Source organism: Phyllobacterium sp. 628, assembly GCF_014189505.1.
Lineage (GTDB): Bacteria > Pseudomonadota > Alphaproteobacteria > Rhizobiales > Rhizobiaceae > Phyllobacterium.
Genome location: NZ_CP050300.1, coordinates 252,801 through 270,196, shown reverse-complemented (window position 1 = coordinate 270,196; position 17,396 = coordinate 252,801). Strand labels below are relative to the sequence as shown.

At 55.5% G+C, this 17,396-nt stretch carries 12 protein-coding genes and 2 pseudogenes; 10 read left to right on the top strand and 4 right to left on the bottom strand.

What is annotated here, in order from left to right; all coding sequences use genetic code 11:
* Window positions 1-4: 4 nt before the first annotated feature.
* From HB779_RS01205 to HB779_RS01175, 7 genes and pseudogenes are all read left to right on the top strand, one after another.
* Window positions 5-1,003: an ABC transporter permease gene (locus tag HB779_RS01205; protein ID WP_188342278.1), complete on the top strand. Its 999-nt coding sequence runs from the start codon at window positions 5-7 to the stop codon at window positions 1,001-1,003.
* Entirely contained in the window at window positions 1,000-2,175 is a 1,176-nt protein-coding gene (locus HB779_RS01200; protein WP_188342277.1) for an ABC transporter permease, read from the top strand. The genes HB779_RS01205 and HB779_RS01200 overlap by 4 nt, the downstream gene beginning before the upstream one ends.
* A 102-nt stretch (window positions 2,176-2,277) precedes the next feature.
* Window positions 2,278-3,492, top strand: a complete 1,215-nt coding sequence (locus HB779_RS01195) for a glycosyltransferase family protein (RefSeq protein WP_188342276.1) — start codon at window positions 2,278-2,280, stop codon at window positions 3,490-3,492.
* Between the two features lie 10 nt (window positions 3,493-3,502).
* Entirely contained in the window at window positions 3,503-4,750 is a 1,248-nt protein-coding gene (locus tag HB779_RS01190; protein WP_188342275.1) for a glycosyltransferase, read from the top strand.
* Window positions 4,747-5,870, top strand: a pseudogene (locus tag HB779_RS01185) (glycosyltransferase family protein). Before HB779_RS01190 ends, HB779_RS01185 begins: the two are co-directional and overlap by 4 nt.
* A gap of 242 nt (window positions 5,871-6,112) precedes the next feature.
* Window positions 6,113-8,828, top strand: a pseudogene (locus HB779_RS01180) (ABC transporter transmembrane domain-containing protein).
* A 47-nt stretch (window positions 8,829-8,875) separates the two neighbouring features.
* Complete coding sequence (locus tag HB779_RS01175) at window positions 8,876-9,325, top strand: cyclic nucleotide-binding domain-containing protein (protein WP_188342274.1); 450 nt, start codon at window positions 8,876-8,878, stop codon at window positions 9,323-9,325.
* Window positions 9,326-9,335: 10 nt separating this feature from the next.
* Here the strand turns inward: HB779_RS01175 and HB779_RS01170 are convergent, their stop codons facing one another.
* Complete coding sequence (locus tag HB779_RS01170) at window positions 9,336-11,105, bottom strand: metallophosphoesterase (RefSeq protein ID WP_188342273.1); 1,770 nt, start codon at window positions 11,103-11,105, stop codon at window positions 9,336-9,338.
* 200 nt (window positions 11,106-11,305) lie between these two features.
* On the opposite strand from HB779_RS01170, the gene HB779_RS01165 reads away from it, so the two are divergent.
* Entirely contained in the window at window positions 11,306-12,136 is an 831-nt protein-coding gene (locus HB779_RS01165; RefSeq protein WP_188342272.1) for an MBL fold metallo-hydrolase, read from the top strand.
* Here the strand turns inward: HB779_RS01165 and HB779_RS01160 are convergent.
* Both HB779_RS01160 and HB779_RS01155 read right to left on the bottom strand, forming a co-directional pair.
* Complete coding sequence (locus HB779_RS01160; RefSeq protein ID WP_188342271.1) at window positions 12,133-12,897, bottom strand: polysaccharide deacetylase family protein; 765 nt, start codon at window positions 12,895-12,897, stop codon at window positions 12,133-12,135. The genes HB779_RS01165 and HB779_RS01160 overlap by 4 nt on opposite strands.
* A complete protein-coding gene (locus HB779_RS01155; protein ID WP_188342471.1) occupies window positions 12,894-13,988 on the bottom strand; it encodes a glycosyltransferase family 4 protein in 1,095 nt (364 codons plus the stop codon). Before HB779_RS01155 ends, HB779_RS01160 begins: the two co-directional genes overlap by 4 nt.
* A 267-nt stretch (window positions 13,989-14,255) precedes the next feature.
* On the opposite strand from HB779_RS01155, the gene HB779_RS01150 reads away from it, so the two are divergent.
* Window positions 14,256-15,989, top strand: coding sequence for an adenylate/guanylate cyclase domain-containing protein (locus HB779_RS01150; protein WP_244642328.1), 1,734 nt, complete (start codon window positions 14,256-14,258; stop codon window positions 15,987-15,989).
* Window positions 15,990-16,046: 57 nt separating this feature from the next.
* Entirely contained in the window at window positions 16,047-16,916 is an 870-nt protein-coding gene (locus HB779_RS01145) for an FkbM family methyltransferase (RefSeq protein WP_244642327.1), read from the top strand.
* Here the strand turns inward: HB779_RS01145 and HB779_RS01140 are convergent.
* A complete protein-coding gene (locus HB779_RS01140) occupies window positions 16,913-17,392 on the bottom strand; it encodes a class I SAM-dependent methyltransferase (protein ID WP_188342270.1) in 480 nt (159 codons plus the stop codon). The two genes, HB779_RS01145 and HB779_RS01140, sit on opposite strands and share 4 nt — an antisense overlap.
* Window positions 17,393-17,396: the final 4 nt, after the last annotated feature.

Here is a 17,396-nt window from a genome sequence, read left to right as displayed (position 1 = left end):
CCGGATGCTGCGATATATTCTCTGGCGGATAGCCGCCATGATCCCGACGCTGCTGATCATTTCAGCGCTCGTTTTCGTTATCATCGAATTGCCGCCCGGCAATTTCTTCGAAAGCCAGATCGCCGAAATGCAGGCGCAGGGCGAGACGGTAAACCTTCAGGATATGGAGGAGCTTCGCCACCAATACGGTTTCGACCAGCCCCCGGTGCTGCGTTATTTCCATTGGCTCGGCGGCATGCTGCAGGGCGATTTTGGCTATTCCTTTGAGTACCAGCTGCCGGTAAGCGCCGTTGTGGGAGACCGCTTGTGGCTGACAGTGCTCGTATCGTTCTGCACCATCTTGGTGACGTGGCTGCTCGCATTCCCCATCGGCATGTACTCGGCAACCCATCAATATAGCTGGAGCGATTATGGTCTGACGCTGTTTGGCCTGCTTGGTATTGCCATTCCAAACTTTATGCTGGCGCTCATCCTGATGTATTTTGCCAATATCTGGTTCGGCACATCCATTGGCCACCTGATGGACCAGAAATATCTCAGCGAGCCCATGAGCTGGGAAAAGGCCCGGTCGATCCTCGCTCACTTGTGGATTCCCGTTATCATCGTCGGTACCGCTGGTACGGCAGGCATGATCAGGCGTCTGCGCGCCAACTTGCTGGACGAATTGCAAAAGCAATATGTGATGACCGCCCGGGCCAAAGGGCTGCATCCTTTCCGTACGCTGGTCAAATATCCACTGCGCATGGCGCTGAACTTTTTCGTGGCTGATATCGGTTCGATCCTCCCGTCGATTATTTCGGGGGCAGAGATTACGGCCATCGTGCTTTCACTGGAAACGACCGGGCCGATGCTGATCAAGGCGCTGCAAAGCCAGGATATGTATCTTGCGGGTTCGTTTCTAATGTTCCTCGCTTTCCTCACCGTTATCGGCGTGCTGATATCCGATATCGCACTGGCCTTTCTCGATCCGCGTATCCGTTTGCAGGGCAGGAGCACCAAGTGACTTTGCCGCTCCCACAACCCGGTGCACCTTTGCAGCACTATGTCTCCGCCGCTCCGTTCGACCCGATGTCGATCGAGGCCATGACCGAAGCGCAGGCCAAGATTCATCTTGCTTCGCAATTGCGCTTGATGTGGTGGAAATTCAAACGCCACCGGCTGGCGCTTGCCTCAGGTATTTTCCTGCTCGCACTCTACGGCATGATCATCATTGCCGAGTTTCTGGCGCCTTATAACCTGCACACACGAAATGTTGATTTCATTCATTCCCCGCCACAGCGGGTCCGTCTGTTCCATGACGGAAAGTTAATTGGGCCTTATGTCTACGGCCGTGAAATGAAAGTAGACATGGAATCGCTGAAGCGCGTGTATACCGACAACAAAAGCGATGTGCAGCCGTTGCGCTTCTTCTGCCGCGGCGATGATTACCGCTTCTGGGGAGCCGTGGCGACCAATGTTCATCTTGTCTGTCCCGCCAAAGGGGGGCAGATGTTCTTGCTTGGTACGGATCGCCTTGGCCGTGACGTGCTTTCACGCATCATCTATGGTGCGCGTATCTCATTGACCATTGGCCTTATTGGTATCACCATCAGTTTCGTTCTCGGCATCATTATCGGCGGACTGGCAGGGTATCATGGCGGATGGTTTGACTTGCTTGTTCAGCGCGTCATCGAGGTGCTTCAATCTCTACCCAGCTTGCCGCTCTGGATGGCGTTGGCGGCGATCATGCCCGTGACCTGGAGCCCAATTCTGATCTATTTTGGCATCACGCTGATTCTCGGCATGCTGGACTGGACTGGTCTTGCCCGTGCGGTGCGCTCCAAAATTCTGGCATTGCGGGAAGAGGATTACGTGCTCGCCGCACAGTTGATGGGCGCAAAGAGCGGACGCATCATCGGCCGGCACCTTGTGCCCGGCTTTATGTCGCACCTCATCGCAACCGCAACCATATCGATACCCGGTATGATCCTTGGCGAAACAGCATTGAGCTTTCTGGGCCTTGGCCTTCGGCCACCCATCACCAGTTGGGGTATTTTGTTGACCGAAGCACGCAGTGTCAGCGTTATCGCCTTCTATCCGTGGCTGCTGTTCCCGATGATTCCGGTTATTCTTGTTATTTTGGCGTTCAATTTTCTGGGAGACGGGTTGCGCGACGCAGCCGATCCCTACAGATAAGTGGAAAGTTGAAAGGCCAATGAACTTGGATTCTCCCAGCCGTTCCGAATGTGCTGTGCAGTTCCGACTGCAACGGCACATCGTATTCAAGAGGTTTTGACCATGATGCGGCGTTTTGAAGATGCGCGGATCCTGATGTACAGCCACGATACTTTTGGTCTTGGCCATCTGAGGCGCTGCAGGACCATTGCCCATTCGCTTGTCGAAGATTATCGCGGGCTCAACATTCTCATCATCTCCGGTGCAACCATTGCCGGAGCGTTCGACTACCGTGCACGCGTGGATTTTGTGAAGGTGCCAAGCGTGATCAAGCTGCGTAACGGCGAATATACATCGCTAGCCCGGCATATTGATCTGCACGACACGCTGAAGATGCGGCAGTCCATCATCCGGCATACGGCGGAAACTTTCCAGCCCGACATTTTCATTGTCGACAAAGAACCGATGGGCCTGAAGGGCGAAGCGGAAGAAACCCTCGCCTATCTGAAATCACGCGGTACAACGCTGGTGCTTGGTCTGCGCGAAGTGATGGATGCCCCGCATCTGCTCGAAGCCGAATGGAAGAAGAGCAATGTGATGGAGAAGATCGACCAGTATTATGATAATATCTGGGTCTATGGTCCGCCGGATTTTTATGATCCGCTGCTGGATCTGGATGTGCCTTCGACCGTGCGTGACAAGATGAAGTTTGTCGGCTTCCTGCAGCGCAGCCTGTCGCATGACAAGGCTTCTACCCACGTTCCGGAAGGCGATTATATTCTGGTGACAACCGGCGGTGGCGGCGATGGTGCCGATCTCGTTCACAATGTCATTCACGCCTATCAGCAGGACCCTACCCTGCAGCACAAGGCGTTTATCGTACTTGGACCCTACATGCCCGCAAAACAGCGGGCCAAGCTGGTGAAGAAGGGCGGCAAAATCCCTTATATCGAGGTCATAGAGTTCGATAACCGCATGGAAGAGCTGATTGCCGGAGCCAAGGCCGTGGTGGCGATGGGCGGTTACAACACCTATTGCGAAATCCTGTCCTTCGACAAGCCTGCGCTCATCGTGCCACGCGTCCAGCCGCGCGAAGAGCAACTGATCCGCGCCCAGCGCGCATCGGAGCTTGGGCTGGTGGATATGCTGCTGCCCGAAGAAGCCGAAGATCCGCTGCTTCTCGCCGAAGCCTTGAAACGGTTGCCTGATCGGGCGCCGCCATCCAAGAGCGGCAAGGGCGAAGGTATGAGGCTGGAAGGGCTGGTCCATATATCCAAGATTGTTGGCGATTGGCTGGATGAACGCGAGCAGCAGCTACCTCTTGCCGTTGCTGAATAAAGAGACTGTTTTGCCGATACGCCGTAAAACACTGGTGGTGCTGAAGGGTTATCCGCGCCTGTCGGAGACCTTTATTGCGCAGGAACTGCTTGGGCTTGAACGCGCCGGTTTTGACCTGACGCTCATTTCCATGCGCAAGCCAACGGACAAGAAGCGCCATCCTATCCATGACGAGATCAAGGCGCGGGTTGTCTACCTGCCGGAATATCTGCATGACGAGCCGCTCCGGGTATTGCGCGGTCTTGTTGCCGGGTGGTCCAAGCCGGGCTTCAAGCCACTTTTGCGACGGTTCTGGGCTGATCTTAAACGCGATGTAACCCGCAACCGGTTTCGCCGTTTGGGACAGGCACTGGTTCTGGCGCATGAATGGCCGGATGCAGGCGAATGGCTGCACGCGCATTTCATTCACACACCGGCTTCTGTAACTGCCTATACCAGCATCCTGACAGGCGTTCCCTGGACCTGTTCGGCCCATGCCAAGGACATCTGGACATCGCCGGATTGGGAACTGACGGAAAAGCTGGCGGAAGCACGCTGGAGCGTAACCTGCACCCGTAGTGGCTACGACCATATGCGGCAACTGACGGATCGCAAGGACGAGGTACATCTGAGCTATCACGGCCTTGATCTGGCGCGCTTTGGTCATTTCAACACCGTGCGGTCGAAGCGCGATGGCTCCAGCGCAGCTGATTCGGTGCAAATTCTGAGCGTCGGCCGCGCCGTGGAGAAGAAGGGTTACGACATTCTCCTGCGCGCCCTAGCTCTTCTGCCTGCAGAATTGAACTGGACGTTTGTGCACATTGGCGGCGGCGATCAACTGGCGAAACTGAAACCATTGGCCAAAGAGCTAGGGATAACTGACCGCATCACCTGGAAAGGTGCACTGGCGCAGGAAGAGGTGCTGGAGCACTATCGCCGTGCCGATATTTTTGCGCTGGCCTGCCGGATCGCAGCCGATGGCGACCGCGACGGCCTGCCGAACGTGCTTGTCGAGGCGTCCAGCCAGAACCTTGTCTGTATCTCGACCAATATTTCGGGCGTGCCCGAATTGCTCACCGATGGCGAGAATGGTTTTGTGGTTCCGCCCGAAGAGCCGCATGCTTTGGCAGCAGCCTTGGAAAGGGCGATACGCGAACCGGATCTGCGCCACCGGCTTGGCGATGCTGCGGAAGTGCGGGTGCGTGAACATTTCGATCACAATTCCAGCATCCGGCAACTGACCGCCCTGTTTGAAACCGAATGGCAGAAAACACAATGACGGCGCTCCGCGTCTTCTTTTACGTCCAGCATCTGCTTGGCATCGGGCATCTGGCCCGTGCCAGCCGCATAGCTTCGGCATTGGCTGAGGACGGCTTTGACGTGACTGTGGTAACGGGCGGGCTGGCTGTCCCGGGCTTTCCCGGTTCCAATGTGAAATCAGTTGCCCTCCCCGCTGTTGTTGCGAGCAATGCCGGATTTTCAGGATTGGCCGACGAACAGGGCAAGCCGGTTGACGAGGCTTTTCTTCATCACCGCCGCGACCTGCTGCTTCAGGCATTTCACCGGGTACAACCGGATATTGTCATCATTGAAGCCTTCCCGTTTGGCCGCCGCCAGATGCGTTTTGAGCTGCTGCCTTTGCTTGATGCCATTCAAGCGGCAACGCCCCGGCCGAAGTTGCTGACATCGGTCAGGGATATTCTTCAGGAGCGGGCAAAGCCCGGTCGTGACCAAGAAACGGTTGCTCTTATCAACGGGCATTTCGACAATGTGCTGGTGCATGGCGATCCCGGTTTTGTCGCCCTACCCGACACATTTCCGCTTGCTGGCGACATTGCCGGCAAGATTGTCTACACCGGTCTGGTTGCTGGGCCGGTTGCGCCAATACCAACGGATATTTTCGACATTGTGGTCTCGGCGGGTGGCGGTGCTGTCGGGCTTGATCTCGTTCGCTCGGCGCTTGAAGCAGCCCGCACGTCACACGGCAAATGGTGTGTGATTACCGGGCCCAACTTGCCGGAAACGGATTTTGCTGCACTGTCTGATCAGACTCCGGATAATGTTGCGCTCGTGCGTTTTCGCAGAGACTTCCCTTCCCTGCTCAGGGGGCGGAGCTGTCCATATCGCAGGCCGGGTACAATACCGTTTGCGATGTGCTGCAGGCGGGTTGCCGGTCCATTCTTGTGCCGTTCACTGCGGGCGGCGAAACTGAACAGACAGTGCGCGCCACGCGTCTGGAAGCGCTGGGGCTGGCTATTGCCCTTCCGGAAAGCGGCTTGAACGCAGCTATGCTTGCGGAAGCGGTTGAGCGGTCATTGCGGCAGCCAAAACCAGGGGACCACCGTCTTGATCTTGATGGCGCAAAACGGACAGCGGAAATACTGCGAAATCTGCTCTAAGTCTGTACCCGATTTCCACCCATACAATCGGGTGCAAGCGTATAGCGTTCATCCATCCCGTGTTGTAAACTGAACATCTGAAAGGTTTGGGGAGATTTCAGCCAATCCCGTAAAATCTATGAACTGCCGCCTATTTCCCCTCCACTTTATTGTGCCTCACGGTCTCAGCAAGGAGGATTTCACCGCGTATAACCCATTAAAATAGTTACGAATTCAGCTTATTTCACAGCTCACGGTTGCCCATGGAAAAAAGTCTAACACGCTATATCTGGTCGAATACGCGACTCCAGCAAATATGGATCCTGACGGTTGTTGCGGCCTCGATGATTCCGTATTTCCTGTCGTTCGATCTGCCGAAACAGATAGTCAATGGCCCCATACAGGGCACCGGATTCGAAGGGGAAGGCGCAACCCAGACGTTCATGCGCATCCAGTACAATCTGCCCTATTTCGGCAAGGTGATGTTCTTCGAAGGACTGCAACTTACGCGTTTCCAGATGCTGATGGCGCTTAGTCTGGTTTTCCTGCTGCTGGTCGTCATCAACGGCCTGTTCAAGCTCTATATCAATACCTACAAGGGCCGCCTTGGCGAGCGCATGCTGCGCCGCATCCGTTTCGAGTTGATTGACCGCGTGCTGCGTTTCCCGCCGGCTCAGTTCAAGCGGGTGAAATCGGCCGAAATCGCGACGATGATCAAGGACGAGGTGGAGCCGATGGGCGGCTTTACCGGAGATGCGTTTGTTCAGCCGGCACTGCTTGGCGGACAGGCGATTACCGCGCTTGTCTTCATCATTTTGCAGAATTTCTGGCTGGGTATGATTGCCGCCGGCATCGTTGCGGTGCAAGGCGTGGTTATCCCGCGTATGCGCAAAAAATTGCTCGATCTTGGGCGTCAGCGCCAGCTGACGGCGCGCGAGCTTTCCGGGCGGGTTGGTGAAATTGTCGATGGGATCGGAACGATCCACGGCAATGACACATCGAACTACGAACGCGCTGATATCGCTGCGCGCCTCGGCCTTATTTTTTCCATCCGCTATGATCTTTATCAGTGGAAATTTTTGGTCAAGTTCATCAATAACTTCCTCGCTCAGGTCACACCCTTCCTGTTTTATTCCATTGGCGGTGTTCTTGCCTTGCAGGGGGCGTTTGGACATTGGACAGCTGGTTGCGGTCATCAATGCCTACAAGGATTTGCCGGGTCCATTGAAGGAACTCATTGACTGGGACCAGTCCCGTCAGGATGTGCAAATCAAATATGCTCAGGTTGTTGAGCAGTTCAACGTGGACATGCTGGTCGATCCGCGTATTCAAGCCGTTGTGCATGAACCTGTCGGGCGGCTGGAACATTCGCTCAACGCGGTCAATCTCCGACTTTCCGACGATAGTGGAGCGCGCCTTGTCGATCACGTCTCGCTTGAGATCAAGCTTGGCGAAACGGTTGCTATTGTAGGGCCTAGCGGTGGCGGCGGTGAAGCAATTGCCGAAGCGTTTGCCCGTCTGATCTGGCCAGAGTCCGGCCGCATAACGATTGACGGCAAGGATCTGCTCGAACTGCCTGAATCGGTCACCGGGCGGCGCATCGCCTATGCGGCATCGGATGCCTATTTCTTCCATGGGACTTTGCGCGACAACCTTCTCTACGGCCTCAAACATGCGCCGCTGACGAAGGTTGAGTACGAGGGTGCAAAAGCCGTCAGGTACAAGTGGAATATCAACGAAGCCCGTCTGGCCGGTAACCCGGAACTCGATCTGAACAGTGACTGGGTTGACTATGCGTCTGCGGGTGTCACGGGTCCGGATGACCTGTTCCGTGCCATACGCCCGGTTCTGGAAGCGGTCATGATCTCGCAGGATATTATGGATCTTGCCCTGCGTTCTCAGGTCGATACGACAGCCCATGCCGATCTGACCAGCCGGATCGTCGAGTTGCGCCAAGCCTTGCGCAAAAGCCTCAAGGAAGAGGATTTGGACAGCCTCGTGGTGCCATTTGAACCCAAGGCTTACAACGTGCAGGCGACAATCGGCGAGAACCTTCTGTTCGGTACGCTGAAACGGCCGATGATGACGAACCTCAAGTTGGCCGCGCATCCGTATTTCCGCTCGATCCTGCGGGAAAGCGGGCTTCATATCGATCTGTATAAGATGGGCCTTGAGATTGCTGCCAATGCGATCGAACTGTTCGAGGATCTGCCGCCGGATCATCCGTTCTTCCAGCAGCTTACATTCATGACGGCTGATGATATCCCGGCTTATCAACTGCTGCTGCAAAAGTTGCAAGGCCGGGATTTCGAGGCCGCTTCGCCCGATGAACGCTCGAGCATCATCCGCTTGAGTTTTGCCTATGTTGAACCAAGGCACCGTTTCGGTTTGCTGACCGATGAGCTGATGGCCAAGATTGTTGACGCCCGCATCCGGTTTCACAAGAACCTGCCGGATGATCTGAAAGCGGTCATCGAGCGCTATGACGCCAAGAAATTCATCGCCTCGGCAAGTCTGATGGACAATGTGCTGTTCGGCAGGATCGGGTACACGCAGGCTGACGGTTCGGAGCGTATTCGCGTGATCCTGCGCGATCTTTTCGATGAGCTGGGCGTCTATGACAGTGTTCTGTCCATCGGTCTGGATTTCGATGTCGGTTCGGGCGGCAAGCGGCTGACAAATGTGCAGCGGCAGAAGATCAATGTTGCCAGAGCCCTGCTCAAGCGATCCGATTACGTGATTTTCAACCGGCCCCTGCCCGCGCTGGACCAGCGTGTACAGGACCAGATTACCCGCAATGTCATGCAGAACCTGCATGAGGAGGGTCATGCGCCCGCGATTATCTGGGTGCTGGCTAATTCGTCGCTGGCAAACCTGTTTGATCGGGTGCTTGTCTTCGACCGGGGTACATTGGTCGAAGACGGAACACACGCGACTCTTCTGGAGAAAAATGGTATATTCAAGGAGCTCGTATCGTAATACTGTAGGGCCGGGGTAGGATAGAACTTGGGGGATAATGGACGTTCATGCTTCTGCGGGATGAAGTTGAAATGTTGCGGCGGATTCCGCTGTTTTCAGGTGTAGCGCCAGCAAAACTCAAGTTGCTTGCGTTCACGTCGGATCGTGTCAGTTATCGCGCTGATCAGGCATTGTTCAGGCAGGGTGATATGGCGGACGCTGCCTATGTCATTCTCTCGGGTACTGCAGAAGTAAGCGTTGATAGCCCCAGCGGTCAGATCAAAGTCGCCGAAGTCGAGCATGATTCCATCGTGGGCGAGATCGCTATTCTTTGCGATGTGCTGCGTACGGCGACCGTAACAGCCTCAACACCGCTTGAAGCCCTGCGTATCAGCAAGGAGCATTTTCTCAAGCTGCTCAGCGACTATCCTGAAATGACCATCGAAATCATGCGGGTTCTTGCCAGCCGTCTCAGCCATACAACGGCGGAGCTTTCCGAAGAACGCAGCAAGCATTAATTCCGGACGATCAGAAAGTACCGATCTCGCCAGTTGCCAGATCGATCCTGAAGTCGCGTGATGGCAGGCCTTCGAGATAATTGGCCATCATGCGGAACAGCCGCGCAAATTGAGCCTGCGCCCCGCCCCTGCCGATTGCATTGGAGCGGGCGAAAACGTCTATCAGCACGCTGTAAATGCCAAGGGTCGATACGGCTATGCGATCGAGTGCCATTTCACTGCCCATGCGCAAACGATACCAGTCGCCTAGAAGCAGCAGAACGGGAAAGACATCGAGTTGCTGAAGACTGATGCCCGTGTCTGAAAGAAGCGTTTCCAATCGTGCTGCGGTTTCAGGCCTGCCGCGCTCGGCGTGGACAAGAACAACAGCGGTATCTGTTTCCACGGGCTGTTCGAACAGGCTGAGTGTCAACAGATCGCCAAGGCTCAGCAATGGCAGTATCCGCGCCAGATCGGCTGGCCACTCGCGCCTGAGATAGCGATGCACCACAAGCTGGTCCACGTGTTCCGAGATGAAGTCTCCGTAATTTGCCGCATCCAGCATATTGCCGGTTTTCTTGCCCGTGAGGCTGATTTCGGTGCGGTATTGCCTATTGAGCACAGGATCTATCGGCAGATCGTCCATGGAGACGGTCTCAACATTCAGGTTCTGCCCGTCCAGTTGCAGTACTTTGAAAGCAGGTGGAAAGGCCACGAGGGATGGCACTGCAACATTGACCAGCCATGCGGCTTTTTCCTGTACACGGGCCGTGTCATTGACATGCAGATGACCGCTGAAATGTATCCGTATACCGGCTTTCATAACGGCGGCGGCAACATCGGCCGATGGTGTACGGCGTACGGCGCTGGTATTGCCGATCAGGTTTTTCTCGTCCCCATGCGTTCCGTCCATTATGTCGAGCATCGGGTAATGGGAGAAGGCGAGCAGCGTTTTCCCCTCGTTCTTTGCCCGCTCCGCAACATCCTGCATCCAGTCGAGGATGAAACGTTTGTGTTTCAGCATGCCATTCCAGCCGGCATTGGTGCTGTCGATAAAGGCACCGGAATCGCCGCGCTCGAAATGGCCATCCCGTGGTTCGAACACATTGGCATCGATCATCAGTAACCAAAGTCCGGGAACAGGTTCGACCAGATAGGACGCATCCATGAGCTGGTATTCGTTCAGCCCGTCTGCCGAGTGCACGGTGTATTGCCGTTTTGCGGGATCATCGTCGGCGCCGAAAGGCGTTTCCCAGTGAAGATCACTGGCGCGGCGGAAAAAGCCGAGACCGGGCAAAGCCTGCAAGCCATTAGGATAACCATCACAATACATTTTGCCGGTAACGACCATGCCGTCGGCATCCTCGTCGATGAACGCACTGTCGCTGGCAACGATGGTGTAGGTGCCATCAGGATTGAGCAGGCGTTTGGCATGGTGTCTGCCCTTGGGGCCGAAAATGTCGTGATTACCCGGCGTGGCAATGAAAATCAGCCCATGATCGGTTGTATAGGTGTCCAGTAGTCGTCCAAGCGCGTTCAAGGTTGCGGCCTGCCCGTCATCGGAATAGTCGCCGAGCAGGACCACATGTTTGATACCGCGCCTGACCACTGCATCAAGGGCGCCTCGCAGCGCATGATAGCTTTCGTTGAAAACACGGGTTGACCGGACTGTGTCGGTCAGCCGCCGTGCCGTCATCCGCTTGCCGCCAACATCTATTCCGGCGAAATCATAATCACCGTAAAGGTCGTGAAAATGAGCATCTGCGATGACGGCTATGGGTGGAAATTGGGACAAAGGCATGAATCAGCAGTTCCGGTGAATTTATACATTTGTATCAGCGATTTTCATAAAGCTTAAAAAACAAATGGCTATCACCTACATATGCTCTATGGCAGGTTTTTATTGCGCTGTTAGCCAATAAAACAAAATCCAAGCCTCGCATAACGTTTGTAGTTTGGTTACGATGACCAAAAAAACGGGGAATTGGGTGTGAGAAACGTATGAACAACGATGTATTTCGGGTGAAATTCTGGGGAACGCGCGGCAGTATCCCAGTATCCGGATCTGAATTTCAGCGCTACGGCGGAAACACGTCATGTATCGAGGTGCGTTGCGGTGAACATAGATTGATCTTTGATGCGGGCTCCGGTCTGCGTCAGGCAGGTGATGCTTTGTCTGCGGAAGGCATAACTGACTTCGACGTTATTTTCACCCATAGCCATTACGATCACATTATCGGTCTTCCCTATTTTGCGCCGATCTACAATCCGACGATGAATGTGCGGCTGTGGTCCGGCCATCTCGCCGGGATCATGACAACGCGCGAGATCGTCAAGCAATTCATGCGTCCGCCTTGGTTCCCGGTTGAGCCGGATATTTGCAAGGCTTGTCTTGGTTTTCGTGATTTCACCTCGGGCGATGTTCTGAGCCCGCGTGAAGGCATCACAATCCGGACAGACAGTCTCAATCATCCCGGCGGCTGCATCGGTTACCGGATTGAATGGGCGGGGAAGGTCCTTGCGCTTATTTACGATACCGAACACGAAGCTGGTATTCTTGATCCGGCGGTGCTTGGGCTGATCGAGGGTGCTGATCTGGTTGTCTATGACTGCACCTACACGGAAGATGAAATGCCGCGCCGGTTCGGCTATGGCCATTCCACATGGCAGCACGGTGTCAAACTGGCAGCGGCAGGTAAAATCGGCCAGCTCGCCCTCTTTCATCACGCGCCTTCGCGCACCGATGACGAGATCGATCATTTCGAAAAGCTGGCCAAAAAGAGGTTTGCGGGCACTTTTGCCGCCCGCGACGGGCAAATCATCGATCTCTAAAGCTTTTGGCTCTTCATCAAATCATTGATGGAGAGCCAGCGCCCTCCGGGGGTTTTAGCCACGACCTGAAAGAGCTTCTTCAGAAATATCCAGGCTGACTCATCATGTACGAGGTGATGGGTGAGGATACCGATAGGCTCGTCATTGCCATCAATGCGTTTTTTCAACTCCGTGACAAGCGCATTCACCAGCTCCGCATGATCGCGGCAGCCTTTGGTTCCATGCCAGTCCATCAGATCAACATGGGTGTTGATGGCGGGCAAGCCGGCTGCAGACTTGGACGCCGGACCAAACACTGAAAGCACTCTAAAACCGCATTCACCGAGTGACGACACCAGAGCAGCATCGATCCTGTTCCATGGTGGCACAAGAACGGGCACAAAACGTGCCGGATGCAGTTTGGCCAGCAGCGCGCAACCTTGCTTGAGCTGTCCCAACACGAGATCGCCCGGGCGATCGGACCCCAATTCCTGCTTTTTCTTGTCTTTGGCTGCGTGATTTTCATGGCTCCAGCCATGCACGGCAACAGAGATTTGTGTCTCACCCCCCAACCGCTCAGCCAGCGGCTCGCCCGTATGGGCAGGGATAACGGCAAGCGTCACGGGGGCCTTGAAGTCGTTGGCAAGCTGAAGAAGCTGATCGAGTGCGGGAGTTGGTTCAACGGCATCATCATCGCGCAGCCAGAATTTGGCACTGCGATTGGCATGTATCCAGCGGGCAAGTTCTGCCTGTAGGGGTTGCCAGATTGGGTCTTCTGTCATTGGCTCCGTCCCATTGAATGTTTCAGCAGCCTGTCCAGCTGCACCGCTGCGACCTCCAGCGACCGTTCTTCCCTTATAAAGCGCCGGGCGGCCAAACCCATGATCCGGTGTTTGCCCTGGTCATCCAGCATTTCGGCTACAGCTTTGGCATAGGCCCCGACATCGCCTTCTGGCGTCAGAAAGCCGGTTACACCGTCATTGACCACTTCAGGTACGCCAGCTGTTGCTTGCGCTACCAGAGGCAGTCCTGCCGCCTGAGCTTCAAGATAGGCAATGCCGTAGGCTTCGCCGCATCCGGGCCAGACATAGGTGCCGCCCTTAAGAAGCAACGCGGTAACCTGGTCAGCGTTCCGTTGTCCCAGCCAATTTATCCGGCGGGGATCGAAGCAGGAAAACAAAGACTGCACAGTTTCCCGTTGCGGACCGTCACCGATGACATCAAGCGTCCAAGGCTTGTCCTTGATCAAGGCAAGCGATTTGGCGAGCATCTCATAGCTGTGCAATTTATCACCCGGCCGCATCATTGCCACGGTGACAAGACGATGCGGATTGTCCGCAATTTGACCATTGCCGAAGGGCGTTACGTCGATAAACGGTTTCAACGGCGCAAACCGTGCGCCGGGGATGTTTGCGGCGAGACCATTCTGATCACGCTGGGTGAACCAGATATTGACGGCGGCCTGACGCACCGCTTCGGCCACAAGTATCTGTGTCTCGGCCCAACCGGTAGCGTTACGGCGCGGCGAATAGGAGGCTTCTGCAGTTACATAGGGAATATCTAGAGCGGCGGCCATCGGCGGACCGATTAAATCCGGGGCCTTGTAATAGGGATGATAGCAGAACCAGAGATCGGGCTTCGCGGCTGTTTGCCAGAGAGCGGTAAGGCGCGCTATCTCTTCCGTGGCCGCCACCGCAACGCGTTGACGTTCGGCAAAATCCGGCTGTTTGGTAAAACTGCGCAGCTCTGAAACCACCTCAACGCTATGCCCGGCCATCTGCAGGGCAGCCACCAGCAGGCGCGCCATTTGCCGGTCGCCAGACGGAACCCCGTGGTTGGGTGACTTGAGGGGAGCGTAAAAGGCGACCTGCATCCGCACGCAATCCAGTGTTTTTACAATCGTTTCAGCCATTTCGGCGCAGCGAAGCCGATTCCCGGTAATCTATAACGGGTTGCCGTTCACAGGCACTAACAATCTTTTGATCCTGCTTCGCTGGTCTTTCTGTCAAAAAGCCATCATAGCGGTTGACCACTCGTGTCTGTATCGCCAAATCAGCCGCGCTCGCATAAACTTAAGGCGAAGCTGGGAAGAGGCACGTGCAATCATGGCTGAGAGGATACAGGAGCTGAACCGGTATTCATGACGATAGCTGTAGCAGCGCCCATTGTTTCCGAGCGATCCCTGCGCAGGGCGCGGTTGCTATCCGGCCTGATCATGCTCACATTCCTGACATTGCATCTCGCCAATCATTCGCTCAACCTGATTTCGCTCGCAGCGGCTGAAGAAGGCCGCCGCTGGTTTCTGTTCATCTGGCGCAATCCTGTCGGGACGGTGATCTTTTACGGAGCTGCGATCACCCACGTCGCTCTGGTCATGCGCTCGCTCTATGCGCGCCGGACGCTCTATATGCCGCTGGGTGAAGCGCTGCAGATCATTCTTGGGCTGCTCATACCCATGCTGATCATTGAACATGTAGTCGGCACGCGCATTCGCTACGAGATCTCCAATTACTATGACAGTTATGAAACGATCATTCGCGGCTTCTGGATCAACTCGCCTTTCAACGGTATCAAGCAGACGGTCGCGCTGATTGTTATTTGGTGTCATGGCTGCATCGGGGTTCACTTCTGGCTGCGCTACCGGCAATGGTATCAGCAGGCAGCGCCGGTATTGCTGACGGCAGCCATTCTGCTGCCGGTTCTTGCCTTGCTCGGCTTTGCCAATACGGGGCGTACGATTGCCAATATGTCGCCCGCTTCCGGCTATGGCGAGTTTCCTTCTTCCGGTTATCAGGGGCATAAGAGCTATAATTCAACGCGTTACGCCTCTCCTGCCGAGCGCATAGAAGTCAAAAATGATGAGTTTTATATCAAGGTTGGTCTTTTTGGATCCTATGCGGGCGCGTTAGCACTGGTTCTTGCGCTTCGCTTCCGCCGCCACTGGCGCGAACGGGCAAGCCAGATTGCCATCCGCTATGCCGACGGTCAAAGCGTGCGGGTTCCCCTCGGGTTCAGTGTGCTCGAAGCCAGCCGTCTTGGGGGCATACCGCATTATGCCGTCTGCGGCGGCAAAGGCCGCTGTTCAACCTGCCGGGTGCAGGTGCTTGAAGGTGCGGAGACATTGCCGCCACCCCAGCCTATCGAGCAGGCGACGCTCACCCGTATCGGCGCTGATCATGGGGTTCGACTCGCCTGCCAGTTGCATCCGACCCATGATATCAGCGTCGTGCCGCTGCTGGTGCCCAGCCTTGAAAGTATCGTGCCGGCCGGAAGCCAGCAGGCAAGTCCGGGCCGCGAACGGGAAATCGCCGTTCTGTTTTGCGATATCCGCAGTTTCACCATGCTCACTGAAGCCCGTCTGCCCTATGACATCGTTTTCCTGCTCAATCGGTATTTTGCCATTGTCGGTCAGGCGGTTGAACGTTCGGGCGGGCGGCTGGACAAATTCATTGGTGATGGTGCCATGGCCTTGTTTGGCCTCACCGGTTCGACCGCCGATGGCTGTAGCAATGCGCTGAAGGCCGCCGCGCTGATTATCCGGGAAATCGAGCGGCTGAATGCTGAACTGGCGGCGGAGCTCACCATTCCCTTGCGCGTCGCTATCGGAATTCATACGGGCCCTGCCATTGTTGGCGCGATGGGTTATGGCGCGGTCAAGAGCCTGACCGCCATTGGCGATACGGTGAATGTGGCAAGCCGTCTGGAAACTGTCGCCAAGGAATTTGATGCAACGCTGGTGGTGTCGGAGCCGACAATCGTGCTGGCAGGGTCTGACATTGCCGGGCTCGAAGTTCGCGAGGTGGCAATTCGTGGCCGGGCATTGCCGCTACGGGTTTATGTTGTTTCGCAGGAAAGCAGTGTTCGCTTCCTTTGATAACCCTGTTATCGTGTCCGCTTGGGGACGGGTTTATCGGACGGTACGGGGCGGACAGTGATCGATATCAAATCATGGCGGCGGGGCTTTGAAAAAGCCAGAAACCGTGCTGCGGGACAATTTTTCAACACGCGCTACGGCCGGGAGCTGATGATCAGCGCCATGGACCCACGCGTTCTGACAATGACCGTGGATTGCGGCGACCACGTCATGACCTTCTCTCCCAATGATTACATTGGCCGTAAAATCTTCCGCAAGGGCCATTTTGAACGGCACCATGTCAGCCGTTTGCTGACAATCCTGCGGGAGCGGCAACTTCTGCGCAGTGATGCAACGCTGTTGGAGCTTGGTGGCAATATCGGCACGCAGACCATCTATTTCAGCCTGAGCGGGTCTTTCAGCCACATTATCAGCGTGGAGCCTGACCCGCGCAATTTTCGGTTGCTGCGATCCAATATCGCGCAGAATCATCTCGAGGACCGGGTGACACTGGTCAATTGCGCTGCGGGCGATCGGGATGGCGAGTTGGATTTCTTTCAACATCGCAACAATCACGGCAAGAGCAGTGCGAGCCGTCAGAGCCATACCGACGTCAAGATCGTCGTACCAGTGCGGCGGGTTGATAAAATTCTGGAAGATGCGGCTATCGCTTCTGACCAGATCGGTCTCATCTGGATGGATATTGAAGGCTACGAACCCGTTGCCTGCCGGTCGATGGAAATGCTGCTCCAGCGTCAGGTTCCGCTGTATCTGGAGTTTTCACCCGCATTCTACGGGGATAAACAGGCAGCCGCCTTTGTGCAGTATTTGTCCGGCTTCTATGAAGACTGCCTTGTCTTTCTAGGCGACGAGCCGACACCAATGAAGGTCCGTGAAATTCCCGTCGACCGTATTCAGTTCGATATCCTGCTTTTCGCCTCAGGCTAAATACGGCGGTAAAGGAAATAGCGGCCAGGTTTGACGGATTTCGGTAGTGGCAAAGGTGTCAGCTCCGGATGATCAAGCGCGAGCCCGCTGGCGACGATACCTTCGCTGATAAGCAATCCGGCCGCCAGTTGCGGCAGCCAGGTCTGGGTTATGGCATCCATTTCCGGATAGCCCGTGCCGATATCCGCATGGACAAGGGCCGCATTGATGCCGATGAAACTTTGTGCGGTTTCCTTGATTTCGCCGATCACCAGATTTTCCGGGTCGGGTGTCGAGCTTTTATAGGCATGGGATGCCCTGTCGAAGGCAATGATCCGCCGGTCAGGGAAACGCTCGCGCAAATGGTCATAGGTACGGCCATTGCCAAGGCCAAGTTCGAGAACCGGCCCTTCAAGCTCTTTAACTGTATCGCAAATGTGGTTGAGAATATCACGCTGGGCCGTCATGCGGCGGATGAAGCTGTCGAGACGGCTCATGATT